Origin of the sequence: Streptomyces sp. NPDC002044, assembly GCF_040296725.1 — a bacterium.
GTDB classification, from domain to species: Bacteria; Actinomycetota; Actinomycetes; order Streptomycetales; family Streptomycetaceae; genus Streptomyces; species Streptomyces antarcticus.
The window spans coordinates 1-24208 of record NZ_JBEOXU010000024.1 but is presented as its reverse complement, the minus strand read 5'-3'; the positions used below and the strand labels follow the sequence as shown (position 1 = coordinate 24208).

The 24208-nt window shown below is 73.8% G+C and carries 17 protein-coding genes and 1 pseudogene; 8 read left to right on the top strand and 10 right to left on the bottom strand.

Going from position 1 to position 24208, the window contains the following annotated elements; translation table 11 throughout:
* Positions 1 to 147 precede the first annotated feature (147 nt).
* Positions 148 to 1230: a mannose-1-phosphate guanylyltransferase gene (gene manB, locus ABT106_RS09255; RefSeq protein WP_351274600.1), complete on the top strand. Its 1083-nt coding sequence runs from the start codon at positions 148 to 150 to the stop codon at positions 1228 to 1230.
* 99 nt (positions 1231 to 1329) lie between these two features.
* Here manB and ABT106_RS09250 read toward each other — a convergent pair whose 3' ends face one another.
* Positions 1330 to 2667 carry an LCP family protein gene (locus tag ABT106_RS09250; RefSeq protein WP_351274597.1) on the bottom strand — a complete coding sequence of 446 codons (1338 nt, stop codon included), beginning with the start codon at positions 2665 to 2667 and terminating at the stop codon, positions 1330 to 1332.
* 106 nt (positions 2668 to 2773) lie between these two features.
* Here ABT106_RS09250 and ABT106_RS09245 point away from each other — a divergent pair, with 106 nt between their 5' ends.
* Entirely contained in the window at positions 2774 to 3310 is a 537-nt protein-coding gene (locus ABT106_RS09245; RefSeq protein WP_351274594.1) for an acyl-CoA thioesterase, read from the top strand.
* Between the two features lie 49 nt (positions 3311 to 3359).
* On the opposite strand, the gene ABT106_RS09240 is transcribed toward ABT106_RS09245, so the two are convergent.
* The gene (locus ABT106_RS09240) at positions 3360 to 4865 is read right to left on the bottom strand and encodes an LCP family protein (protein ID WP_351274591.1); all 1506 of its coding nucleotides are present in this window, start codon (positions 4863 to 4865) and stop codon (positions 3360 to 3362) included.
* 157 nt (positions 4866 to 5022) lie between these two features.
* Between ABT106_RS09240 and ABT106_RS09235 the strand changes: the two genes are divergently transcribed.
* Positions 5023 to 6048 (top strand): glycosyltransferase family 2 protein, encoded by a 1026-nt coding sequence (locus ABT106_RS09235; RefSeq protein ID WP_351274589.1) that lies wholly within the window; start codon positions 5023 to 5025, stop codon positions 6046 to 6048.
* Between the two features lie 79 nt (positions 6049 to 6127).
* Here the strand turns inward: ABT106_RS09235 and ABT106_RS09230 are convergent, their stop codons facing one another.
* From ABT106_RS09230 to ABT106_RS09215, 4 genes are all read right to left on the bottom strand, one after another.
* Entirely contained in the window at positions 6128 to 7870 is a 1743-nt protein-coding gene (locus ABT106_RS09230; protein WP_351274587.1) for an LCP family protein, read from the bottom strand.
* A 50-nt stretch (positions 7871 to 7920) separates the two neighbouring features.
* Positions 7921 to 9666: an LCP family protein gene (locus ABT106_RS09225; protein ID WP_351274585.1), complete on the bottom strand. Its 1746-nt coding sequence runs from the start codon at positions 9664 to 9666 to the stop codon at positions 7921 to 7923.
* A 219-nt stretch (positions 9667 to 9885) separates the two neighbouring features.
* A complete protein-coding gene (locus tag ABT106_RS09220) occupies positions 9886 to 11112 on the bottom strand; it encodes an LCP family protein (RefSeq protein ID WP_351274582.1) in 1227 nt (408 codons plus the stop codon).
* A 188-nt stretch (positions 11113 to 11300) separates the two neighbouring features.
* Complete coding sequence (locus ABT106_RS09215; protein ID WP_351274579.1) at positions 11301 to 12050, bottom strand: TIGR03089 family protein; 750 nt, start codon at positions 12048 to 12050, stop codon at positions 11301 to 11303.
* A gap of 139 nt (positions 12051 to 12189) precedes the next feature.
* Between ABT106_RS09215 and ABT106_RS09210 the strand changes: the two genes are divergently transcribed.
* Together ABT106_RS09210 and ABT106_RS09205 are read left to right on the top strand one after the other, a co-directional pair.
* On the top strand, positions 12190 to 13593 hold the full coding sequence (locus ABT106_RS09210; RefSeq protein ID WP_351274576.1) for a peptidoglycan recognition protein family protein: 1404 nt from the start codon (positions 12190 to 12192) through the stop codon (positions 13591 to 13593).
* A gap of 144 nt (positions 13594 to 13737) precedes the next feature.
* Positions 13738 to 14784: a DNA-3-methyladenine glycosylase family protein gene (locus ABT106_RS09205; RefSeq protein WP_351274574.1), complete on the top strand. Its 1047-nt coding sequence runs from the start codon at positions 13738 to 13740 to the stop codon at positions 14782 to 14784.
* Between the two features lie 48 nt (positions 14785 to 14832).
* On the opposite strand, the gene ABT106_RS09200 is transcribed toward ABT106_RS09205, so the two are convergent.
* The 3 genes from ABT106_RS09200 to ABT106_RS09190 are packed head-to-tail and all read right to left on the bottom strand — an operon-like array spanning position 14833 to position 17606.
* Entirely contained in the window at positions 14833 to 16152 is a 1320-nt protein-coding gene (locus ABT106_RS09200) for a coenzyme F420-0:L-glutamate ligase (protein WP_351274571.1), read from the bottom strand.
* Positions 16149 to 17108 carry a 2-phospho-L-lactate transferase gene (cofD, locus tag ABT106_RS09195; protein ID WP_351274568.1) on the bottom strand — a complete coding sequence of 320 codons (960 nt, stop codon included), beginning with the start codon at positions 17106 to 17108 and terminating at the stop codon, positions 16149 to 16151. The genes ABT106_RS09200 and cofD overlap by 4 nt, the downstream gene beginning before the upstream one ends.
* 27 nt (positions 17109 to 17135) lie before the next feature.
* The gene (locus tag ABT106_RS09190) at positions 17136 to 17606 is read right to left on the bottom strand and encodes a cupin domain-containing protein (protein WP_351274680.1); all 471 of its coding nucleotides are present in this window, start codon (positions 17604 to 17606) and stop codon (positions 17136 to 17138) included.
* Between the two features lie 789 nt (positions 17607 to 18395).
* Between ABT106_RS09190 and ABT106_RS09185 the strand changes: the two genes are divergently transcribed.
* From ABT106_RS09185 to ABT106_RS09175, 3 genes are all read left to right on the top strand, one after another.
* The gene (locus ABT106_RS09185) at positions 18396 to 18659 is read left to right on the top strand and encodes a WhiB family transcriptional regulator (RefSeq protein WP_003983763.1); all 264 of its coding nucleotides are present in this window, start codon (positions 18396 to 18398) and stop codon (positions 18657 to 18659) included.
* Between the two features lie 262 nt (positions 18660 to 18921).
* Positions 18922 to 22611: a glycosyltransferase gene (locus ABT106_RS09180; RefSeq protein WP_351274565.1), complete on the top strand. Its 3690-nt coding sequence runs from the start codon at positions 18922 to 18924 to the stop codon at positions 22609 to 22611.
* Positions 22608 to 24101, top strand: a complete 1494-nt coding sequence (locus tag ABT106_RS09175) for a DUF5719 family protein (RefSeq protein WP_351274562.1) — start codon at positions 22608 to 22610, stop codon at positions 24099 to 24101. The genes ABT106_RS09180 and ABT106_RS09175 overlap by 4 nt, the downstream gene beginning before the upstream one ends.
* Positions 24102 to 24121: 20 nt before the next feature.
* Here ABT106_RS09175 and ABT106_RS09170 read toward each other — a convergent pair.
* Positions 24122 to 24208: pseudogene (locus ABT106_RS09170) on the bottom strand (GNAT family N-acetyltransferase); the annotation flags it as partial.

Genomic DNA, 24208 nt, shown 5'->3' with positions numbered 1-24208 from the left:
AGGCAGTGCGGGCATTACGGGACACAGCGGGCGCTTCCGCGGTACGGGTGCGCGCGCGGACGGACGGAACCGCCTCCGGCCTTGGCATGACCCCCGCATGGGCTAAATTTGGACCTTCGCACGCAGGAATCGGTTGGGGAGAACGCAATGACGGAAGCGATCCTGCTGGTCGGAGGCCAAGGAACGCGCCTGCGTCCCGTGACCGTGAACACGCCCAAGCCGATGGTCCCCACGGCCGGCGTCCCGTTCCTCGCCCACCAGATAGCCAGGGCCACCGCGGCGGGCGTCACGCACATCGTGATGGCCACCTGCTACCTCGCCGAGGTCTTCGAGCCGTACTTCGGCGACGGCTCGGAGTTCGGCATCACCCTGGAGTACGTGGTCGAGGACGAGCCCCTGGGCACCGGCGGGGCCATCCGCAACGCCGCGCAGCGCCTGACCGGCGGCCCGGACTCCTCCGTCCTCGTCTTCAACGGCGACATCCTCACCGGCCTGGACATCGCCGGGCTCGTCTCCGCGCACGAGGCGGCCGACGCGGACGTCTCCCTGCACCTCGTGCAGGTCGAGGACCCGCGCGCCTTCGGCCTGGTCCCCACCGACTCCGACGGGCGGGTGCTGGCCTTCACCGAGAAGCCGCAGACCCCGGAAGAGATCATCACCGACCAGATCAACGCCGGCTGCTACGTCTTCCGCCGCAGCGTCATCGACTCCATCCCGGCCGGCCGGCCCGTCTCCGTCGAGCGCGAGACCTTCCCCGGTCTCCTCGCCTCCGGGGCCAACCTCCACGGAGTCACCGAGAACACGTACTGGATGGACCTCGGCAAGCCGGAGGCCATCGTCCAGGCTTCCGCCGACCTGGTCCGCGGCGTGGTCTCCTCCCCGGCCGTCCCCGGGCGCCGCGGCGAGTCCCTGGTGCTGCCCGGCGCAGAGGTCGCCGCCGGCGCGAAGCTGTCGGGAGGCACCGTCGTGGGCGCCGGAGCCCGCATCGAGGCCGGGGCGGTCGTCGAGGGCTCCATCGTGCTGGCCGGGGCCGTCATCGGCCCCGACGCGCAGGTCAACGCCAGCCTGATCGGCGCCGGGGCCTCGGTCGGCCCCCGCAGCGTGCTCGACAACGCGGTCATCGGCGACGGGGCGGTCGTCGGCGCCGACAACGAGCTGCGCGCGGGCGTCCGCGTCTGGTGCGGCGCCGAACTGCCCGCCGCCGCGATCCGCTTCTCCTCCGACTCCTGACCGACCCCGGAATCCGGACCGGCCCCCGGCGTACGGGAGGGGGCGGCGGGGTCTCCCCGCCGCCCCCTCCCGCCGTCACCCGGCCGGGCGAGCGCCGCCTCACTGGCCGCGGACGGTCACCTTCTCGTCGTTCTGGATCTGCTTGACCAGCTGCTGCACCTTCGCCTTGTCCCAGACGAGGTTCCCGCCGCGCTGTCCGGAGATCGGCATGTTCATCGAGACGCCGTCACCGCCGTTGACGCCCTTCATCGCGAAGAACATCTGGCCCATGTCCCACAGGCCCATGTCCTTGTCCACGATCAGGGTGTCCAGGCCCGCCCCCAGCATCGGGTAGAGCGAGAACGGGTTGAGGACCGTCCCCGGCGTCGCCGCCTGGCTCGCGAGCGCCGACAGGAACTTCTGCTGGTTCTTCGTCCGCTGGAGGTCCGACTCGGCGAAGGCGTACCGGGTCCGTACGAACGCCAGCGACTGCTCGCCGTTCAGCGTCTGCTTGCCGGCCTGGAAGTCGGCGCCCGACTTCTCGTCCTTGAAGGCCTTCTCGATGTCGAGCTCCACCCCGCCCAGCGCGTCCACGATGTTCGCGAAGCCGGCGAAGCCGATCTCCGCGTAGTGGTCGATGCGCAGGCCCGTGTTGTGCTCCACCGTCCGTACGAGCAGCTCCGGGCCGTCCTCCGCGTACGCCGCGTTCAGCTTGACCCGCCGTCCCTGACCGGCGAACTTCTTGCCCGACTGGGAGCCCACGAACGAGGGGATCTCCACGTCCGAGTCGCGCGGCAGCGAGATCATCGTGTTCCCGCTGGAGCACTTCGCCAGGATCATCATCGAGTCGGTCCGCTTGCCCTCGGCCGAGCCCGTGTGGAGCTTCTTCTTCTCCTCGGCGGACATGCCCTCGCGGCTGTCGGAGCCCACGATGAGGTACGTCGTGCAGTCGCCCTCCTTCGGGCGCTCGATCACCTTGGAGAGGTCCACCTCCCGGCGCACCTTGGAGTCGGCCCAGAAGTAGGTGGCGACCGTCGTCACCAGCAGCGCGGAGACCAGCACGATCGAGCCGACCTTGATCCGCCTGCGCCAGTCCGGAGCCGGGCCGGGGGCCCGCCCCGGGCGGCCGGGCCCCGACGGCGGCTGCGTCGGCCCGCCGGGCCCCGCGGGGCCGGCCGGCGAGCCGTAGACCTGGCCGGTGTTGTAGCCGCTGTCGAAGCCGCCGTAGGTGTCGTGGCCCTGTGCGTGCTGCGGGGGCACTCCCGGTGCGGGGGGCGCCGGAGTTCCGGGCCGCCGGCCGGGCGGCGGGACCGCCGGGCGCGGGGGCTGCTGCCGCTGGACGTGCCGCATCCGCTGCGCGCCCTCGGGCCGCGCCTGCGCGCTGCCGCGTCCGTACCCGTCGTCAGGGCGGTCGCGCTCGTCGTGGTCGCCGTTGCGCCCTGCTGGCCAGTCATTCATGCGCCCTAGGATGCACGCCCGGGCGTGTCGTCCGACAGCCCGGGTGGCGTTCCGTACCGGTGCTGTTGCAGAGCTGATGCCTCCGGTACCCAACTAAGGTGTGCGTATGACAGACATACCGGTCGAGCTGCCGGGGAAGGCGACCTCGGCCTCCCGGACCACCCTCAGCCACATCATGACCGCGAACGACACCAACCTCCTCGGCACCGTGCACGGCGGCGTGATCATGAAGCTGGTGGACGACGCGGCCGGAGCCGTGGCCGGCCGCCACTCCGGCGGCCCCGCGGTCACCGCGTCCATGGACGAGATGGCCTTCCTGGCCCCCGTCCGCGTCGGCGACCTCGTCCACGTGAAGGCCCAGTGCAACTGGACCGGCCGCTCCTCGATGGAGATCGGCGTACGGGTCCTGGCGGAGCGGTGGAACGAGTCCACCCCCGCCACCCAGGTCGGCAGCGCCTACCTCGTCTTCGCGGCGGTCGACGCCGAGGGCAAGCCCCGTACGGTGCCGCCCGTGCTCCCGGAGACCGAGCGCGACGAGCGCCGCTACCAGGAGGCCCAGATCCGCCGCACCCACCGGCTCGCCCGCCGCCAGGCGATCATGGCGCTGCGCGAGGAGCGGGCGGCGCAGGGCTTCGACGACTGACGGCCGCCGACCGACGGCCGACGGCCCCCGCCACCCGGGACCACCCCCGTTACGTCCCGCAGACCACCTGGTCGCCGGAGACCGCCCCGGACGCCCCGCCCTGGTAGGGGTCCTCCGCGCGGACCGGAACCACCTTGCGGTAGTCCGCGCCCGCGATCACCACCACGGTCCGCCCCTGCCCCGGTACGGCCCGCAGCTCGCTGCCCGGCAGGGCCGTGGACACCGTACGGGCGGAGCGGTCCCAGCGCGGGTCGTACGTGATCACCGTGCGCTTGACCTCGCGGCTGGCGCCGTTGCCCGGGGCCCGGGTGGTGTCGAAGCCGGTGGCGCGCAGGGCCGCGTCCACCCGCCCGCCCAGGCCGTCGATCCGCGTCCCGTTCTCCACCTGTACCCGGATCTGCTGCGGCGGCACGTCCACCGGCACGGACGCCGGCCGGCCCCGGGCCGGGCCGGGCCGGGCGGGGGCCAGCGGCCGGTCCTCCCGTACCGCCGCGAACAGCTTGGCCGCCTTCGCCTCATCCCACTTCACGGTGGAGCCGATGCCCTTGACCCGGTACGAGGGGCTGCCGATCGGCACCGAGGCGAACTCCGACGAGGACGGGGTGAAGTCCCGCATGGCCTGCCCGAGCGCGAGCATCTGCTCCGAACCGAAACCGGCGTCGGCCCGGACCGAGCCGAGCAGGGTGGAGCTGACCTGCTTGAACTTGACCGGGTTCAGCAGCACCCCGCCGCCGGTCGCCTGCTTGATCAGGGCGGCGATGAACCGCTGCTGGCGCTGCATCCGGCCGAGGTCGGAGGCCCCGTCGATGTGGCGCGAGCGCACGTACTGCAGGGCCTGGCCGCCGGTGAGCCGGTGGGTGCCGGGCAGCAGGTCCAGGCCGGTGTAGGTGTCGCGCATGGTCTTGGCGGTGCAGATCTCCACGCCGCCCATCGCGTCGACCGTCCTCATGAAGCTGGTGAAGTCGACCTCCAGGTAGTGGTCGATCTTGACCCGGGTCATGTTCTCCACGGTCCGCACGGTCAGGTTCGGCCCGCCCTCCGCGTACGCCGCGTTCAGCTTCACCGGGTGCGGCTTGTGCGCCTTGCCGGTGACCAGGTCCTGGTGCGCGGGCACCTCGGCGTAGCTGTCGCGGGGCAGGCTGATGACGCTCGCGCGTTCCCGGTCGGCCGACAGGTGCACCAGCATGATCGTGTCGGTGCAGTGGCAGGGCGCGCCGCCGAGGCGGTACTCGCGCTTCTCGTCCGGGGTGATCTTCTCCCGGCCGTCGGTGCCGACCAGCAGGAAGTTCATGCCGTGCCCGGCCTGGGGGCGGTTCTTCATGTCCTTGAAGGGGTCCACCCGCTCGATCCCGGTGTCCAGGCCGGTCATCACGGCGTGCCCGACGGCCCCCGAGCCCAGCACCACCACCGACAGGCCGGCCGCGAGCCGCACCCCCCACCGGGGCCGGTCACCGCGGTGCCGGGCCGGGCCGCCGCCGGGTCCGCGCCGCGCGCGCTGCGGCTCGGGCGGCCTGGCGGGACGGGTGGGGCGGTGCGGCTGGGGCACGGTGGACACCTCCGCGGGGACAGCAGGGGGACGGTCGGTCGTTCCGTCTGATTCGGCTGAACAGTAGGCCCATACGATCAGCTTCTGTCCGTACCGCTCATTCGGCGCGCACCCGGTTCCCCCGTACGCGGTAACGTGACACCGATACCCGACCTTGAAGGACGACATGCCCGCCCAGCAGCCCGCAGTCTCGGTGATCATGCCGGTGCTCGACGAGGAGCACTACCTCCGCGATTCCGTCCGCCACATCCTGGAACAGGAGTACGCGGGCGAGATGGAGGTGGTGATCGCCCTCGGGCCGTCCACGGACCGCACCGACGAGATCGCCGCCGCACTCGTCGCCGAGGACCCGCGCGTCCACACCGTCCCGAACCCCACCGGCCGGACCCCGGCGGCCCTCAACGCCGCCATCAGGGCCTCGCGTCATCCCATCGTGGTGCGCGTCGACGGCCACGGCATGCTCTCCCCGAACTACATCGCCACCGCCGTCCGCCTCCTGGAGGAGACGGGCGCGCAGAACGTCGGCGGCATCATGCACGCCGAGGGCCAGAACGCCTGGGAGGAGGCCGTCGCCGCGGCGATGACCTCCCGGATCGGCGTCGGCAACGCGCCCTTCCACACCGGCGGCCGGGCCGGACCCGCCGAGACGGTCTACCTCGGCGTCTTCCGCCGCGAGGCGCTGGAGCAGCAGGGCGGATACAACGAGGAGTTCATCCGCGCCCAGGACTGGGAGTTGAACTTCCGCATCCGCGGGGCCGGCGGTCTGATCTGGTTCTCGCCGGAGCTGAAGGTCCAGTACCGGCCGCGGCGTTCCGTACGGGCCCTGGCCAAGCAGTACAAGGACTACGGGCGCTGGCGCCACGTGGTGGCCCGCTACCACTCGGGCTCCATCAACCCGCGCTATCTCGCCCCGCCGACGCTGGTGTGCGCCCTCGCGGCGGGCGTGGTCGTCGGCGCGGCCGTCACCCCCTGGGGCTTCGCCGTCCCGGCCGGCTACCTCGCGGGCATCGTCGTCGGCGCGGTCCCGGCGGGCCGCGGCCTCCCGCTGAAGGCCCGGGTGCGGATCCCGGTGGCCCTCGCCACCATGCACCTGTGCTGGGGCTTCGGCTTCCTGACCAGCCCGCGCGCGCTGGCGAAGCGGCTGATCGCGACCCGCCGCCCGGTGGTCCGGCGCGACGCCTCGCAGGTCTGACCCGTACGCGGGCCCGCACGACGGGAGGGGCCCGGCGGCTGTGACCACACAGCCGCCGGGCCCCTCCGTCCGTACGCCGCTACCAGGTGAAGCCGGGCTGGACCGGCATGCACGCCCGGTCGTTGTCGCCGTTGAGCGGGCGGGCGGAGTCCGGCGCCTTGGTCGGGGCGGGCGGCGGCGGGGTCGGCGCGTCGCCGGTCCGCCAGTCCTTGCCGACGAACAGGACGATGCCGGACACCTCGTCGGACTTCTGCACCGAGGACGCCGGCAGCCCGAGTGCGGTCGCCAGGGCGGCGGCGCTGCCCGCCCGGTCCGCGCCGGAGAAGCGGATCACCGTCATGTCCTCGGTGCCGGTCCGGTTGTCGGCGACGGCCTTGGTGTAGCCCTTGCCGCCCAGCAGGGCGGTGACGTCGCGCGCCCGGTTCCGGGCCGGAGCCTCGGCGCCGTCCTTGCCGCCGGAGGCGTTGCGGACGCTGACGGCGGTCTTGGCGGGGGGCTCGGCGGAGGGCTCGGCGGCGGTCGGCTGGGCCGAGGGGGTCGCCGGCGCCGGGGTGCCGGTCGCGGCCGACGGGGAGGCGGCGGGGTCCGCGGGCGTCCCGGAGCCCTTGCCGTCGAGCGCGATGTCCTCGCGGACCATCCGGAACAGGTCCTCGGCCTCGCCCGACTTGGGCTCGACCCGCCCGTCCATGCCGGACCGCGTGCTGTAGACCCACGGCATGGTGGTCATGGTGATCCGGCCCGGCGGGACCTTCTTGAGCTCCATGCTGAGGTCGAACAGCTTGTCTATCTTGTTCAGGCCGGTGTCCACGACCATGGCCTCGATGGCGGCCTGCGCCAGGCTGTTGAGCTTCACCGGGTTGGTGAGCTTGGCGTTCTTGCGGAACTCGCGGGCCATCGAGTTCATGTACTGGTGCTGGGCGTGGGTGCGGCCGATGTCGGTGCCGTCCTCGAAGCCGTAGCGGGTGCGCAGCCACTGGAGGGCCTGCTCGCCCTGGATGACGCTTTCGCCCTTGGGCAGCTTCAGACCGGAGCCCTTGCCGTCGCGGGTCAGGGAGTGCACGTTCTGCTCGACGCAGACCGGGACGCCGCCGATGGCGTCCGCCATGGAGACCACGCCCTTGAAGTCGATCATCATGAAGTGATCGACGGGGATCTTGGTCAGTTCCGTCCAGGTGGCCACCGTGCAGCCCGGGCCGCCGCGGCTGAGGGACTCGTTGGTCTGGACGAGCCCCTTGCTGGCCTCGTGCACCTTGCCGCCCGGCTCGGTGCACTTGGGCATCATCAGGATCGTGTCGCGCGGCATCGACACCACGGACATGTTGCTGCGGTCGGCGGAGAGGTGCAGCAGCATCTGCACGTCCGCGAGGGGCGGGCCGTCGAAGGTGTCGGTGGCGCCGCCGAGGGCCTGGTTCGCCGCGTCGTCGCGCGCGTCGGAGCCGATGAGCAGGATGTTCAGCGGGGTCTGGCCGAAGGCGTTGGGCTTGGAGCCGCCCAGTTTGTTCTCGCCGAGGTTGAGCGCGTCGGTCTGGATGCTGCCGTTCAGGTGGCGGTAGTACAGGTAACCGGCCGCCCCCGTGCCGAGTATGAGCAGGGACAGCACCGAGGCCGTCCAGCGCAGCACGCGCCGTCGTCCCGGCCGGCCGCCCGCCGCCCGTCTGCCTCCCGTCGGCCGCGTGCCGCCGGAGCCGGACGCGCCTGAGCCGGACGTGCCGGAGCCGGCGGAGCCGCCGGATATGCCGCCGGATGCGCCGGACGTGTCTCCGGCGGTCCGGGTGGTCGCCCCCTCCCCCCGCACGCTGCTGTGCCTCACGCGTCCCCCCATCAAGATCCCCTCGTGCTTCGTGTGGTGCCGGTCCTACCGGCCGTGATCGGTCATTTCACGCAGACCGCCTTGTCCGCCTCGGTGCGCTGGACGTTCTCGGGCAGCTGCTGGGGCGCCGGCGCCGCCAGCGGAGTGCCCGGCTCCTTGAAGTCCGGACCCAGCGTCAGCTTCATCGGGGTCTTCGCCGCGGCGTCCGCCGTGCCCACCTTCATGGAGGCCGCGTGGAGGCCCAGCAGGTCCGCGAGCGCCCGGGCCTGGTCGGCCTGGTTGGGCGCGTACTCCAGCTGGGTGGCGCCCACCTTCGCGGGCGCGTTGCCGCGGTTGCTGCTCCTGGACACGCCCTTGGTGTTCTGGAGCCAGTTCAGGGTGGTGGAGGCCGAGCCCTTGGGGCCGCCCCCGTTGTACACGTCCACCCGTACGTCGCCCGCGGCCGCGCGGCCGCCCTGGAGCAGGCCGTCCTGCTTGGCCTTCGCGTCGGCGTCGGCCGACTCCTTCGCGGCGGCCTCCTTCTTCTCGACCTCCGTGAGCGAGACGTCCCCCCGGACCATCTTCAGCAGCGGATCGGCCAGTTCCTGGTTGAGGACGACGGTCGCCTTGACCTTCTCGGCCGGGTTGTCGAGGACCGGCAGGGTGGTGAAGGTGACGTTCTTGAGGTCTATGTCCTTCAATTCGCCCGCGAGGTCGGTGAGTTTGTCGATGGAGCCCAGACCCTGGTCGACGGTCAGCGACTTGGTGGCGGCCTCCGCCAGCGAGAAGAACTTCTTCGGGCTGGTCAGCGTCTCCTTCGACTTCATCTCGCGCATCATCGAACTCAGGAACGCCTGCTGGGTCTTGATGCGGTCCAGGTCGCTCTCGTTGCCGAAGGCGTGCCGGGTCCGTACGAACGCCAGTGCCTCCTCGCCCGCCAGGCGGTGTTCTCCCGCGCCCAGTTTGAGCTTGGAGTCCCTGTCGTCGACGGCCTTCTCCAGGCAGACGGGCACTCCGCCGACGGCGGTGCTGAGGTTCTTCACCGCGTTGAAGTCGACCATCATGAAGTTGTCGATCTCGATGCCGGTCAGGGCCTTGACCGCACGCATCGTGCAGCCCGCGTCGCGCCCCTCCTGCCCGAGGCTGTTGTTGAACCGGGTGCCCTTGGTGGCCCCGATCTCCTTCGTCGACCCGTCCGGCTGCTTCGTCGGGCAGGCCGGGATGTCCGTGATCAGGTCGCGCGGGATGGACAGCGCGGTCGCGTTGCTGCGGTCCTTCGCGACGTGGAACAGGATCGTGGTGTCGGCGTGGCCGACGCTGTTCGCGTCCCCGTACCCCTCGTTACCGGCGCCGCTGCGCTTGTCGGTGCCGATGACGAGGATGTTGATGGCCTCGTTCTTCCTGAAGCCGCCGGTGCCGGCGCCCGCGGTGTCCGTGACGGTGAGGTTGCCGTTCAGGTGCTGGTAGTAGAGGTACCCCGCCACCGAACCGCCGACCAGCAGGAAGGCCAGCGCGCCGCCGGTGATGACCAGCGACTTCTTGCGGCCGCCGCCACCGCCCTTGCGGGAGCGGCCGGTCCGCCGCCCGGGGGGGCCGCCGCCGCGCCGCGGCCCCGGAACGGCGGGGGAGGGGGCGGCCGGTGCGGGGGCCGGAGCGGTTCTCGATCTGCGCTGCGCCGAAACGGAGGGCCGCTGCCGCTGCCGCTGTTGCTGCTCCTGCTGCTCAGCGGAGTCGGCCAGTCGCAGTTCGTAGTGGCCGGTGCGCGGGTTGATCACCCATTGGTCTGCGGGGTCGATCTCGTCGGCCCGCCCACGGCTTTGCGCATCCACGGTTGCTCGAATCCTCCGTCGGTGCCTCGCGACGCGCCTCCCCCAGGCGCACGGTCAACGATCCGGCTGGTGCGCGGCCTCTTGGTCGGCCGGGCACCGGATCGCTCACCCTATCCGTCAGGTTCAGCTGCAAACCATGCTGGTGACAAATTCCACTTCCCTGATAACGGGGCGAAACGCCCATCATGCTCGGTTCGGTCACCGGCTTTTGGGATTGCTTTACCGGCAGTCGGCCCGACCCGCGGTGGTTCCCGTGAAAGTCGGGACGGGGGCAGGGGCGGTTCCGGTTCCAGAGGAGGTCCCGGCGGGCTCCGTGGCGGGCGCGGAGGGCTGCTCGGACGCCGTCCCGGAGCCGGGTTCCCGCGTGTCCTGCGGCTTCGGCGGGGTCACCGTCACGGGCCGGTCCGTCCGCAGCCGCTCGAACAGCCGGGCCGCGTCCGGTTCCACCAGTTCGTCCCGGTTGGGATTGGGCGGGTACGGCCTCCGGGGCACCGTGAGGAACTTGACCTGGTCGGTCGGTATGTCCCGTACGCCCCGCACGAGTTCGTACAGCCCGCGCAGCGACGCCAGCCCCGGGTCGGTGGTCACCGAGGAGGTCGCCGCGTCCAGCAGCGGGACCAGGCGGGCCGGGTTGAGCAGCACACCGTTGCTCTGCACCTTCTTGACCAGCGAGCCGAGGAACTGCTGCTGGCGCTGCATCCGTTCGGTGTCGCTGCCGTTGCCCAGGCTGTGCCGGGCGCGCACGTAGCCGAGAGCCTGTTCGCCGCGCAGGGTGTGCAGCCCGGCGGGCAGTTTCGCCCTGGCCGCCGCGTCGTCCACCGGCTCCTTGAGACAGACCTCCACCCCGCCGACGGCGTCGACCATCCTCTTGAAGCCGCCGAAGTCGACGACCATGTGGTGGTCGACGCGGATGCCGGTCAGCTTCTCGACCGTACGGATCGTGCAGGCGGCCCCGCCCCACTCGAACGCCCAGTTGAACTGCGCGTACTGGGCGGCGGTGCGCGTCCCGTCCGGCTTCAGGCAGGACGGGATGTCGCTCATCAGGTCCCGGGGCACCGAGACCGCGGTCGCGCTCTTCCGGTCCGCGGGCAGGTGCAGCAGGATCACCGTGTCCGAGCGCTGCGTGCCCTTGTCGGTCCCGTAGGGGGCGTTCTCCTTGCCGGAGCGGGAGTCCGATCCGATCAGCAGGATGTTCTGGGCCCCGGTGGCGAGGTTCGCCGGACGCTCCCGCTCGTAGCGCCTCAGTTCGGCCTCCGCCGAGGTGTCCGCGGTGATGTTGCCGTCGAGCCTGCTGTAGAGCCACCAGCCGGTGGCGGCGCCCCCCAGGACCAGTACGCAGGCCCCGAGACAGCTCCGGCGCAGCAGCCTGCGCCTGCGGGCGTGCGGAGGCGGGGGAGTGCCTCCGCCCGCTCCGCCGCCGCCGGCTATGCCCGCGCTGTCCGTCACCCGCGTCAGTCCCCTCGCCGCTCCGGAAACAAGCCGTACGAGTGAGTGCGGCCATTGCCGATCCTGCCCCCGGTGCGCCGGGGCGGCCCGGGGGCAGGGGCTGTCAAGGGCCGGGCGGGTGACAAATAGTCCGTTCTCCGCGTTTGGAGCGGCACGGAACCCCCGCGTGGAGCGGGAAACGCGGCCGGTCAGACGCGGTGCGTGACGCGTTCGCTCTCGACCCGCTGGGCCAGCCCGTCCGCCGGCAGGGCGTCCAGGTTCCGGCACAGCACCACGGAGCCGCCGGCCGCCAGGGCCGCGTACAGCCCGGCCGAGAGGCCCTCCCAGGTGTCGTAGCCGAGGCCGGTCAGCACCCGCGAACCGGCGCCGAGCCCGAGCTTCGCCGCGTCCGCGCGGGCGCGGTCGGTCAGCTCCGCGTACGAGAGCTCCTCGCCGCCGACGGCCAGCCCGGGCCCCTGCGGGTCCACCGGGGCGAACGGCGCGAAGCGGTCGCCCTGCCCCGGCACCTCCACCGCGTAGTCCGCGAACCCGGCCGGCGGCTGCGGGAACCGCCCGCCCAGCGGCCGCAGGGCCAGCGCCACGCGCTCTCCGGAACAGGCACGGGCCTCCTCCAGCGAGTCCGGCCCGCTGACCACGAGGTCGGCGCCGGCGGGATCGCCGCCGACCTGCGCCACGACCCCGACCGAGGCGCAGGCGAGCAGCCACACGGCGCTCTGCCAGTGCGCGGGGAGCAGCAGCGCCAGCCGGTCGCCGGGCTCGGCGCCCAGGTCGCCCTGGAGCAGGTTGGCGGTCTTGGCCACCCAATTGGCGAAAGTGGCGACGGACAATTCGACGCGCTCGCCGGTGGCGTCGTCGTAGAAGGTGACGAGCGGGCGGCCCGGATCGGCGGCGAGCGCGGATCGCAGCAGGTCGGCAGGGGTGCGGTCAGTGGCGTTCACCCGGCACAGGGTACGCGGGGCCGTCCCCCGTACGAGGGGCCCCGGCTCCTCCGTACGGGGGAGGGGTACGCGGGGTCGAGCGGACGGTTCGTCAGTTCTCGGTTGGCGCCGGGCCGTGCGGGTGTTCAGCATCCTTGTCATGCGTGGATTCCTTGCTTCCTCGATCGGCGTCGCGACGGCCGCCGTACTGGCCCTGCCCCTCGCGCTCCCTACTCCGGCCCTGGCCGCCCAGTCCCCGGACGCGGTCTCCCCCGTGACCCCCGCCGGGTCCACCCGGTCGCTTCCGCTCGTCCCCGTGGGACCCGCCGCCGACCGCAGCCCCGGCGTCCCCGGCATGAGCGCCTCGCCCCGCCTCCCCGAGACGCAGGGCCTCGCGGCCCGCGAGGTCACGACGTTCTCGCTGGTCGGCGTCGTCTGGGACGACGCCGCGACCCAGCTCCACGGCCGGGTCCAGGTCCGTACCCGCTCCAAGGCGACCGCCGTCTGGTCCGACTGGCAGGACGTGGAGACCCACAACGACGAGCACGCCGCCGACCCCGACGCGGTGGAACGCGGCTCCGGCCGGGTCCGCGGCGCCACCGCCCCGCTGTGGGTCGGCGCGTCCGACGGGGTGGAGGTCCGGGTCCAGGCCGAACCGGGCGCTCCGGCCACCCGCGCACCGGCCCGGCTCCCGTCGGGCCTGCGCATCGAACTCGTCGATCCGGGCGAGGAGGTGCCGGTCCGGGGCACGGACGGCAAGAACGCCGGCCCCGGGGGCGACGACAAGGGCGAGCTGGCCGTGCCCGGCATGACGATGGAGATGGCCGAGTCCTCCGCGGCCAACCTGCCGCACGCGGAGCTCGGCGCCACCGAGATCTCCGCGCTCGACAAGGCCGACTCCACCGCCGACGCCGTCTTCGCCAGCGACGGCCGGCTGACCGCCGCGGCCGCCCCGTACATCGGTCCGCGCCCGCGGATCGTCACCCGCGCGGGCTGGGGCGCGGACGAGAAGCTGCGCGAGCCCGGCTTCGGCTACACGAACACCGTCAAGGCCGCCTTCGTCCACCACAGCGCCTCCGGCAACAACTACGCCTGCAAGGACGCGCCGGCGGTGCTGCGCAGCCTGTACCGCTACCACGTGGTCAGCAGCGGCTGGCGGGACATCGGCTACAACTTCGCCGTCGACAAGTGCGGCACGGTCTACGAGGGCCGCGCGGGCGGCGTCTCCAAGGCGGTCCTCGGCGCGCACACCATGGGGTTCAACACGGACAGCATGGGCGTCGCGGTCATCGGCTCCTACACCGGCACGGCCCCTCCGGCGGCGGTCGTCGACTCGGTGGCCCGCCTCACGGCCTGGAAGCTGGGCCTCTTCGGCGCGGACCCGCGGGCGAAGACGACCCTGAAGTCGGGCGGCGGCAACCTGTACGCCAAGGGCAGCAATGTGAGGATGAACGTGATCTCGGGCCACCGGGACGGCTTCGCGACGGAATGCCCCGGCAAGCTCCTGTACGGCAAGCTCCCCACCACCCGCACCGCCTCCGCCCAGTTCCAGGGCCGCCCCTAGCCCAGGGGCCACAGCGCCGCCCCTGGCGCAGGAGGCCACAGCGCCGCCCGCGTCCCTTCCCCGTCCCTTCCCCGCCCCCCGCGCGTCGGCGGGGAAGCAGCGGGCGGGGGCGGGGGCCGTCCCCGCACGGCTACGCTCGAAGGCATGGCCGGCCGCTTCGACCCCCTCACCCGAGCCGCCGTCCGCGGCGGCCGCACCACCGTGCCCGCGGCGCAACCCGCACGGCCCGGCCCGGAGCGGCCCGCACCGGGGCCGCTCCCCGCGGCCGGAGCCGGGCAGCGCCGCCGCTGGACCCCCGACGGGCCCCTCGACCTCGGGATCACCCTCGGGCCCCTGCGGCGCGGCCCCGGGGACCCCACCTTCCGCGCGGCCCCCGACGGCTCCGTGTGGCGTGCCACCCGGACCCCGCAGGGCCCGGCCACCCTCCGGGTCTCCCGTACGGGCACGGGCGGCGGTACGGAGATCGACGCCGAAGCCTGGGGACCGGGCGCCGACTGGATCCTCGACCGGCTGCCGGCGCTGCTCGGCGCCGGCGACGACCCCGCCGCCTTCGTCCCCCGCCACCGGCTCGTGCACGCCAGCCACCGCCGCCGCCCGGGCCTGCGCCTGACGCGCACCGGCCTGGTCCTGGAGTCCCTGATCCCCACCGTCCTGGAGCAGAAGGTCACCGCCGACGAGGCATACCGGGCGTGGCGCCGGCTCGTGCGCCAGTACGGCGAGCCCGCCCCGGGCCCGCGGGAGCCCGGCCTCCACGTGATGCCCTCCGCCCGCACCTGGGCCCTGATCCCGTCCTGGGACTGGCACCGGGCCGGGGTCGACGACAAGCGTGCCGCCACGATCGTCCGGGCCGCCCGCGTGGCGCACCGGATGGAGGAGGCCGCCGCGATGGAGCCCGGACCGGCCGCCGCCCGGCTGGAGGCGGTCCCCGGCATCGGCCCCTGGACCTCCGCCGAGACGCTCCAGCGAAGCAACGGCGACCCGGACGCCGTCACCACCGGCGACCTCCACCTGCCCGGCATCATCGGCTACGCCCTCGCGGGGGACCGCGACGCCGACGACGCCGCCATGCTGGAGCTCCTCGCCCCGTACGCGGGACAACGCCACCGGGCCGCCCGGCTCGTCCTCCTCGCGGGCCGCACCCCGCCCCGCCGCACGCCGCGCATGCCGAGGAGCGACATCGGCAGGCTCTGACGGAACCGGCCGGCCCGGCCGCACCGTACGGCGGCCACCCGGCTCGGCTCAGCGGACCTCGATGAAGTCCGCCGCCGCCCGCGCGGGCCGCTCGGGCGCGGCCGCGGCCGGGTGGCCCACCGCCACGGCGCCCATCGGGTCCCAGTCGTCCGGCAGCCCCAGCACCCCGCGCACCACGTCCCGGCAGAACATCGTCGAGGACACCCACGCCGAGCCCAGCCGCTCCCCGGCCAGCGCGACGAGGAGGTTCTGCACGCCCGCGCCCATCGCGACCACGAACATCTCCCGCTCGGCCGCGTCGCGCCGGGCGTGCCCGTAGTCGTGCGCGCCGTCCGTCACCAGACAGGGCACCACCAGGTACGGGGCGGCCCGCAGTACGTCCCCCCGCTTGACCCGCCGCGCGATGGACTCCTCGGACTTCCCGTCGGCCCGCAGGTCGGCGGTCCACGCGTCCCGCATCGCGTCCAGCAGTTCCAGCCGGGCCGCGGCCGACTCCAGCAGGACGAACCGCCACGGCGTCGTGTGGTGCGGAGCCGGAGCCGTCACCGCCGCCGCCACCGCCCGCCGCACCGCGCCGGGGTCCACCGGCTCGGCGGTGAAGGCCCGTACCGTACGGCGCTGCGTCACGGCCTCCCGTACGGCCTCCGAGGTGCCGAGGCGGAACATGTCGTCGGCCGGGGCGCGGACCAGGTCCCGCGCCGAGGAGCCCTCGCCCACGAGGTGGGCCAGCCCGCGGACGACGGCCACCGGCAGCCCGGCCGCCTTGCCCTTGACCAGGTCCCCGGCGGCGGCCAGTTCGTCCGCCGTGGCCACCACGGTCGCGCTCAGCGGATTGCCGTGCGCGTCCGTACCGCCCCTCAGGTCGTCCAGGACCCGCACCCCGGCCGAGCCGATGGCGACGTCGGTGAGCCCGGTGCGCCACGGCCGCCCGAAGGTGTCCGTGACGACGACGCCCACGTCGGCGCCGAGGATGTCGCGCAGCCCCTGCCGGATCGCGGCGGCCGAGGCGTCGGGGTCGGCGGGCAGCAGCAGCACGGTGCCGGGGGCGGTGTTGGAGGCGTCCACACCGGCCGCGGCCATGACGAGCCCCTGCCGGTTCTCCACGATCCGCAGCGGGCCCCGGCGCGCGACCACCCGTACCGTCTCGGCGTCGATGGCCTCCTCGCGCGAGGTGGCCTCGACGATCCGCCCCTCCGCCTTGGAGACGATCTTCGAGGTGACCAGCAGGACGTCACCGTCGCGCAGGCCGGGCGCGGCCACCGCGATCAGTTTCGCCAGGTCGTCGCCGGGCCTGATCTCGGGGATCCCGTCGACCGCCCGGACCTCGTACGAGCGACCGGTCCCGCTCGGAGCGTGCGCCGCCGTCACCGGGCGGCCTCGGCCAGCTCCAGCGCGGCCCGGGCCATCTCGGCGGTGGCCTCCAGGTCGGTCATCATCAGCGGCACCGCGCGGCAGGTGATCCCGGCGGCCTCGACCTCGGCGACGGAGTCCGCGTCGGTGGTGTCCACCAGCCAGGCGTCGAGCAGCCCGGTCCCGTAGTGCAGGGCGACGGCGGCGGCCGTGGACTCGACGCCGACCGCGGCCAGCACCTTGTCGGCCATGCCGCGCACGGGCGCGCCCCCGACGATGGGGGAGAGGCCCACGACGGGCGCCGGGGCGGCGGCCACGGCTTCCCGGATCCCGGGCACGGACAGGATCGTCCCGACGGACACCACCGGGTTGGACGGCGGGAAGACGATCACGTCGGCGGCCGCGATGGCCTCCAGGACGCCGGGCGCGGGCTTGGCCTGCTCGGCGCCCACGGGGACGACCGCCTCGGCGGCGACCGAGGCGCGCAGCCGGACCCAGTACTCCTGGAAGTGGATGACCCGGCGCTCGCCGGTACCGGCCTCGGTGATGGCGACGTGGGTCTCGACCCGGTCGTCGGACATGGGCAGCAGCCGGACGCCGGGCTGCCAGCGGTCGCAGAGGGCCTCGGTGACCGCGCTCAGCGGGAAGCCCGCGCCGAGCATCTGCGTACGGACGATGTGGGTGGCGAAGTCGCGGTCGCCGAGACCGAACCAGGTGGGTCCGACCCCGTAGGCGGCGAGCTCCTCCTTGACGGTGAAGGACTCCTCCGTGCGGCCCCAGCCCTGGTCCTCGTTGATGCCACCGCCGAGGGTGTACATCACCGTGTCCAGATCGGGGCACACCTTGAGCCCGAACAGGTGAATGTCGTCACCCGTGTTGCCGATGACCGTGATGTCAGCGTCGGGGACCGCGGACTTGAGTCCGCGCAGGAAACGGGCGCCGCCTATACCGCCGGCCAGAACAACAATGCGCATGCACCGAAGTCTGTCAGGCCCGCCCGCTCAGACGGGAAGGGCCTCCGGCCGGGCCGGGGAGCAGCTGTGCATCGGCATCTCGGTCAGACCGGGGAAGTAGACGTGCAGGCTGACGGCGCCGTCGAGGGTGTCGTTGACGACCTCGTGGGCGTAGCCGGGGGCGAAGACCCGCTGGGAGCCGGCGCCGAGGGAGAGCCGTCCGCGGGGGCTGTGCTCGGTGAGCTCGCCGTCGAGGACGGTCATCACGCCGGAGGAGCTGCCGTGGCCGTGGGAGCCGCTGCCCTGGCCGGGGACCCAGCTGAGCAGCCAGACCTCGTAGCCGGGGCCGGTGCGCAGCCGGTGGTACCAGCGGGTGGTGGCGTCGTACCGGACCAGGTGCTCCCAGGAGGCGCGGTCCCGGGCGATGGAACGGGCGAGGCCCACGAACTCGGCGACGGTGGCCGGGTGCTCGCGGGCGGGCTGGAGGAGGTGCTGGACGGCGAGGATGTCGCCGGCGATCTGGAGGTCGCTCTCGCCGCCCGTGGCGGGCGCCGGGGCGGTGACGGCGGGTACGGCCGCGGCGGTGACGGCGGGTGCCGGGGCGGTCGGCGCCGGGGCGGTGGAGGGCGCGGCGGTGGGGGCCGCGGCGGGGGCGATCACGGTGGGGAGGGCGCTGTTCATCGTGGGGATACCTCGACGGATGTCAGTCGTGCTGGCGGTTGCTGTGGGGGCCGGCCGGAGCTCAGCGGAGCCGGAGCTCCGTGGGCATCAACAGCTGCAACAGCAACAGCGAACCTGGGCAGCGCACAGGAACCCACGAATGGGGGTCCGGGTGGCGGCTGCGGGCGCTGACATGCGAACAAGGAGAACGGGTCGAAGGCCGGACTGTCAACTCAATGACCGTTTCGAGGCAAAAGTTTCACCTCATCCGGTTAATGGGCCCGGAGAAAGGTTTGTGCAGTCCAGGCCAGGGGATGTGGCGCTGTATCGCGACTCAAACCCATACCCGCCATCTCGTGACCTGAATGTGATCTGCGCCGCTTCTGTGACCGGATCGCAACCACGCCTCCGAGTGGAACGTCGATTCCGGGTAATGGGCGTCATGTGGTGCGCGAGGCATGTGTCATGATTTTTGGCGATTTGAACACTTACTGCGTACGCTTGGTTCCGCAGAGTGAATAAGGGGCCCAATAGCAGATCCCGGCTTGACTGCTTCGGAGCCACGCACTTGTAATTTCACTCGTGTCGTTACGTAGCGATCGGTGACGGCAACACCACGGGGACGCACAGACAGAGCGAGGGGCGCACATGACCGAGCTGTTTCAGGAACTGCTGGTCGAGGAGGCGGACGAGGAGCTCGGATGGCAGGAGCGCGCTCTGTGCGCCCAGACCGACCCCGAGTCCTTCTTTCCCGAGAAGGGCGGCTCCACCCGCGAGGCCAAGAAGGTCTGCCTCGCCTGCGAGGTCCGGTCCGAATGCCTTGAGTACGCCCTCGCCAACGACGAGCGATTCGGCATCTGGGGCGGACTCTCCGAGCGCGAGCGCCGCCGGCTGAAAAAGGCAGCGGTCTGAGGAGGGCCCGGCGCCCCCGAGCGGGCACCTACGGCACATCGCACGACATATCCGACGGCATATCCGACGGCACATCGCCCGGCACGTCCGGCGGCACGGCCGACGGCGCACCACACCGATCGAGCAGAGCAAACGGTCCGCCTCCCGCACCTTCCCCGCAGGAGGCGGACCGCCTTGTTCCCAGCCGTTAGTGTGGGGCGCTGTCCAGCAGCCTCCGAGGGTCCACCACCCCCGGACCCCCGGCCGGAGGGCCCGTACCGCGATGTCCCTGCACAGCCAGTCGACGGCCTCCCACCAGGCCCCCGCCACCCCGGAGTTCCCCCGGCACGTCGTCACCGCGGTCCTCGTCGCCCATGACGGCGCCCGCTGGCTGCCGCGGACCCTCGCCGGCCTCCTCGGCCAGGAACGCCCCGCCCAGAACCACGTCGCCGCCGACACCGGCAGCGCCGACGAGTCCGCCCGGCTGCTCACCGAGGCCCTCGGCGACGACCGCGTCCTGCACCTCGCCCGGCGCACCGGCTTCGGCACCGCCGTCGACGAAGCCGCCCGGACCGCGGGCACGCTGACCCCCGAGGACCTCCCGTACCTCAAGCGCCCCAGCGGCTGGGACCCCGTCAGCCGCACCTGGCGCGACGACGCGTACGACCTCCCCGAACTGCCCCACGGCGAACCGGTCCAGTGGCTCTGGCTGCTCCACGACGACAGCGCCCCCGAACCGGACGCCCTCACCGAACTGCTCCGCGTCGCCGACGAGAACCCCGAGGCCGCCGTCATCGGCCCCAAGCTGCGCGGCTGGTACGACAGGAAGCAGCTCCTCGAAGCCGGCGTCACCATCGCCCGCAGCGGCCGCCGCTGGACCGGCCTGGACCGCCGCGAACAGGACCAGGGCCAGCACGACCAGATCCGCCCCGTGCTGTCCGTCTCCACCGCCGGCATGCTCGTGCGCCGCGACGTCTACGACGCCCTCGGCGGCTTCGACCGCCGGCTGCCGCTCATGCGCGACGACGTCGACCTGTGCTGGCGCGCCCACAGCGCCGGCCACACCGTCCTCGTCGCCCCCGACGCCGTCCTGCGGCACGCCGAGGCATCCGCCCGCGAACGCCGCACCGTCGACTGCGCCGGCCGCACCACCGCCGGCCCGCACCGCGTCGACAAGGCCGGCGCCGTCTACACGATCCTCGCCAACAGCCCCGGCCGCGCCCTCCCGTACGTGCTGCTGCGCGTCCTCGTCGGCACCGTCCTGCGCACCCTCGCCTACCTCGTCGGCAAGGCGCCCGGTCAGGCCGTCGACGAGGTCACCGGCCTGCTCGCCACCCTGCTCCGCCCCGGCCGCGTCCTCGCCGCCCGCAAGGCCCGCCGCCGCCCCGCCGTCCCCGCCGCCGAGCTGCGCCCGCTCTTCCCGCCGCCCGGTGCCTCCCTGCGCGCCAACGCCGAGGCCCTCGCCGGGTACTTCGGCGAAGGCCGCGCCACCGACACCGCCCCCGCCGGCCGGCACGGCGGCGCCAGCATCCTGACCGCGCCCGGCGAGGACGGCGACTACCAGGAGACCGAACGGTTCGCGCGCCTGAAGCGGATCGCCCGCAACCCCGCGCCCGTCCTGTTCGGCATCCTCCTGCTCGTCTCCCTCGCCGCCTGCCGCTCCCTGATCGGCGGCGGCTCCCTCATGGGCGGCGCCCTGCTGCCCGCCCCCGACAGCGGCCTCGACCTCTGGCGCGCCTACACCGACCGCTGGCACAACGTCTCCACCGGCTCCACCGCCGACGCGCCCCCCTACCTCGCCGTCCTCGGAGCCGTCTCCACCCTGCTGTTCGGCTCCACCCAGGCGGCCCTGACCCTCCTGCTCGTCGGCTCCGTGCCGCTCGCCGGACTCGCCGCGTACTTCGCCTCGCGGCCGCTCGTCGAGTCCCGCCTGCTGCGCGCCTGGGCCGCCGTCGCCTACGCCTTCCTGCCCGCCGTCACCGGAGCCCTCGCCACCGGCCGGCTCGGCACCGCCGTCCTCGCCGTGCTGCTGCCCCTCATGGCCCGCTCCGCCGTCGCCGCCTTCGGCCTCGGGGGCGCCGACGCCGACGCGGCCGGCCTGCGCCCCGTGTGGACCCACACCCTCCTGCTCACCCTCGCCACCGCCTTCACCCCCGTCGTCTGGCCGCTCGCCGCCGTGCTCGGCGCCGCCGCGCTCGCCGCCCGCCGCGACCGCTGGAAGACGTACGGCCCCCGGCTCCTCGCCACCCTCGCCGTCCCGGTCCTCGTGCTGGCCCCCTGGTCCCTCGGCCTCCTGACGCACCCCGGCCGTCTGTTCCACGAGGCCGGACTGCCGTTCGGAGCCGGCTCCGCCTCACCCCTCGGCCTGCTCGGCGTCAACCCCGGCGGCCCCGGCACCGGCGCCTCCCTGCTCCTCGCCGGCGTCGTCCTCGCCGCCCTGGCCGCCCTGCTGCGCGCCGACCGGCGGTCCGCCGTCGCCGCCGCCTGGGCCGCCGCCCTCACCGGGCTGCTGTTCGCCGTCCTCCTCGCCCGCACCGCCTGGGCCGGCCCCGCCACCCTCGTGTACGGGCTCGCCCTCCTCGCCGCCGCCGTGCTCGGCGCCGACGGCGCCAAGCACCGCGTCGCCGCCCGCAGCTTCGGCTGGCGCCAGCCGCTGGCCGTGCTGGTCGCGCTCGCCGCCGCCGCCGGCCCGCTGCTCGGCGCGGCCGGCTGGGTGCTCGACGGAGCCGCCGGCCCGCTCCAGCGCCGGGACCCCGTACAGGTACCGGCCTTCGTCGCCGACGCCGGCGGGGACGACAACCAGACGCGCACCCTCATCCTCGACCTGGACGGCCCCGCCGGCGTCTCCTACAGCCTCGTCCGCGGCTCCGGCGGCCGCCTCGGCGACGCCGAGACCACCGCCCGGGCCGGCGGCGACGCCCGCCTCGACAAGGTCGTCTCCAACCTCGTCGCGGGCTCCGGCGCCGACCAGTCCAGCCAGCTCAGCGCCTTCGCCATCCGGTTCGTCATGTTCCGGCCGGGCGGCCCCGAGGAGATCCGACGCGTCCTCGACGCCACCCCCGGCCTGAGCCGCCGCCACCAGCAGGACGGCACCGCCCTCTGGGGCGTCGAGCCCTGGCTGCCCCGCACCGTCATCCTCTCCGGCAAACCCGGCGAGGCACCCGTCCCGGTCGCCTCCGGCCCGGTCGAGGCCCACGCCGAGATCCCGGCCGGCGAGGCGGGCCGGACCCTGCGCGTCGCCGACCGCGCCGACTCCGGCTGGCGAGCCACCCTCGACGGCAAGCCCCTGAAGCCGAAGACCCTGGACGGCTGGGCGCAGGGCTTCGAACTGCCCGCCGCCGCCGGCCGCCTCGACCTCGTCCACCAGACGTCCCTGGTCCGCACCGCCTGGCACTGGACGCAGGGCCTCCTCGCGCTGGTCCTGCTGGTGATGGCGCTGCCCGGCCGCCGGGCCCGGCTCGACGACGACCTGCCGGAGGAGGAGGTCGCGCTGCCGTCCCAGCCCGGTCCCGGCGAGGCCGGCGAGGGCCGCCGCGCCCGCCGGCTGCGCGCCGAGGCGGAGGCCGTGGCCGCGCCCGCCCCCGCGCAGGACCCCGGGGTCGCCGACCCGTACGCGCAGATCCCCGCGCAGCCGGCGTACGGGGAGGAGACGTACGCCTACCAGGGCTACGGCGAGGACCAGGGGGGCTACGCGTACGACCCCCGGCCCCAGCAGCCCTACAGCCCGGCGCCGGGCTACGAGCAGTACCCCGGGCAGGGCCCGTACGAGGAGCAGGACCCGTACAACCAGCAGAACCAGCAGAACCAGCAGAACCACCAAGGCGGTCAGGGCCACCAGGGCTACGAGGCCGCCCCCTACCCGCCGCACCCGCCGGCCCAGGACCCGGTCCGGCCGGACCACCCCTACCCGTACGAGCCGTACGACACCTACGGACAGCACGACCCGCGTCCGGACGGGAGCCCCCAGCAGTGAAGCAGCGCGCACCCCTGACGCTGGCGGCCGCCGTCGCGGCGCTGGCCGCCCTCACCGGGCTCGCCGCCCTCACCGCGCCCGGGGCGCAGAGCGCCGGCAACACGGCGGCCGCGTCCCGGATGCCGGTGGAGCGGTCCCTGCTGGTCTGCCCGGCGCCCAGCTCCTCGGACATCGCGGACACGACGTACACGGCGTTCACCCCGGCCGCGACCGGGGGCAAGGGCGCGGCCGCGCCCGGCCCGGGCTCGGCCCGGCTGCTCGGCGCGACCAAGGACGCCAAGGCGGTACTGGAGCCCAAAGAGCCCGGCAAGCCCTTCGGGGCCACCGCGTCCGGCGCCGACGCCCCCGCCCTGACGGGCACCGCCGACGGGTCCCTGGCCCCCGGCTGGACGGCGCAGCAGACCACCAAGGTCTCGGTCGGCCGCGCCCGCGGCGTGCTGGGCGCCGGCTGCACCGCGCCCGGCACCGACTTCTGGTTCCCCGCGGTGAGCACCGCCAAGGGCCGCGAGGACTACGTCCACCTCACCAACCCGGACGACGCCGCGGCCGTCGTCGACATCAAGCTCTTCGGCCCCGACGGGCCGCTCAAGTCCGAGGCGGGAACCGGTGAGAACATCCGGATCGACCCCCGGTCCAGCAAGGCCGTCCTGCTGTCCTCCCTGGAGCCCGCGACCCAGCTCGCGGACGCCACCGCGCACGTGACCACCCGGGCCGGCCGGGTCGGGGCCTCCGTGCAGGTCGCCGAGGAAGGGGTGGGCGCCGACTGGCTGCCCGCCGCCACCGACCCGGCCGGATCCCTCGTCCTGCCCGGGATCCCGGCGGACGCCACGTCCGTACGGCTGGTCGCGTTCGTGCCCGGCGACCAGGACGCGGACCTCAGACTCCGGCTGGCCGGCCAGGGCGGCTCGATCAGCCCGGCGGGCAACGAACAACTGCACGTCAAGGCGGGCATGACGGCGAGCGTGGACCTCGCGGACCTCACCCGGGGCGAGGCGGGCTCCCTGCTGCTGACCCCGGTGGACGCGAAGAAGACCTCGCCGGTGGTCGCCGCGGTGCGGGTGGTCCGCGGCAGCGGCGCCAAGCAGGAACTGGGCTTCGTCCCGGCGGCCGGGCCGGTGGGCGCGCGGGCGACCGTCGCGGACAACCGGCCCGAGGAGAACACGAGCGTGCTCGCGCTGACCGCGCCGGGCACCGAGGACGCCAAGGTCAGGGTGACGGCCTCGCCGGGCACCGGGGGCGGGGAGGCCGCCTCCCAGGAGGTCGTCGTCAAGGCGGGCACCACGCAGAACGTGACGGTGGTCCCGGCGGGCGGCAAGGGCTCGTACGCCCTCACGGTGGAGACCCTTTCGGGCGGTCCGGTCCACGCGGCCCGCACCCTGTCGCTCCCGCACGAGGGCATCGCGATGTTCACGGTGCAGACGCTGTCGGACGACCGCTCCACGGTCTCGGTCCCCAGGGCCGCCCAGGACCTGTCGGTCCTCACCCGCTGACGGCGGCGCCGCGGCCGGGCGATCACCGCGCCGTCCGTGTCGAGCAGGGTCCACAGGCAGTGGCCGAGCTGCGCGTCGTGCATGCGCTGGCGCGCGGTGAACTCCTC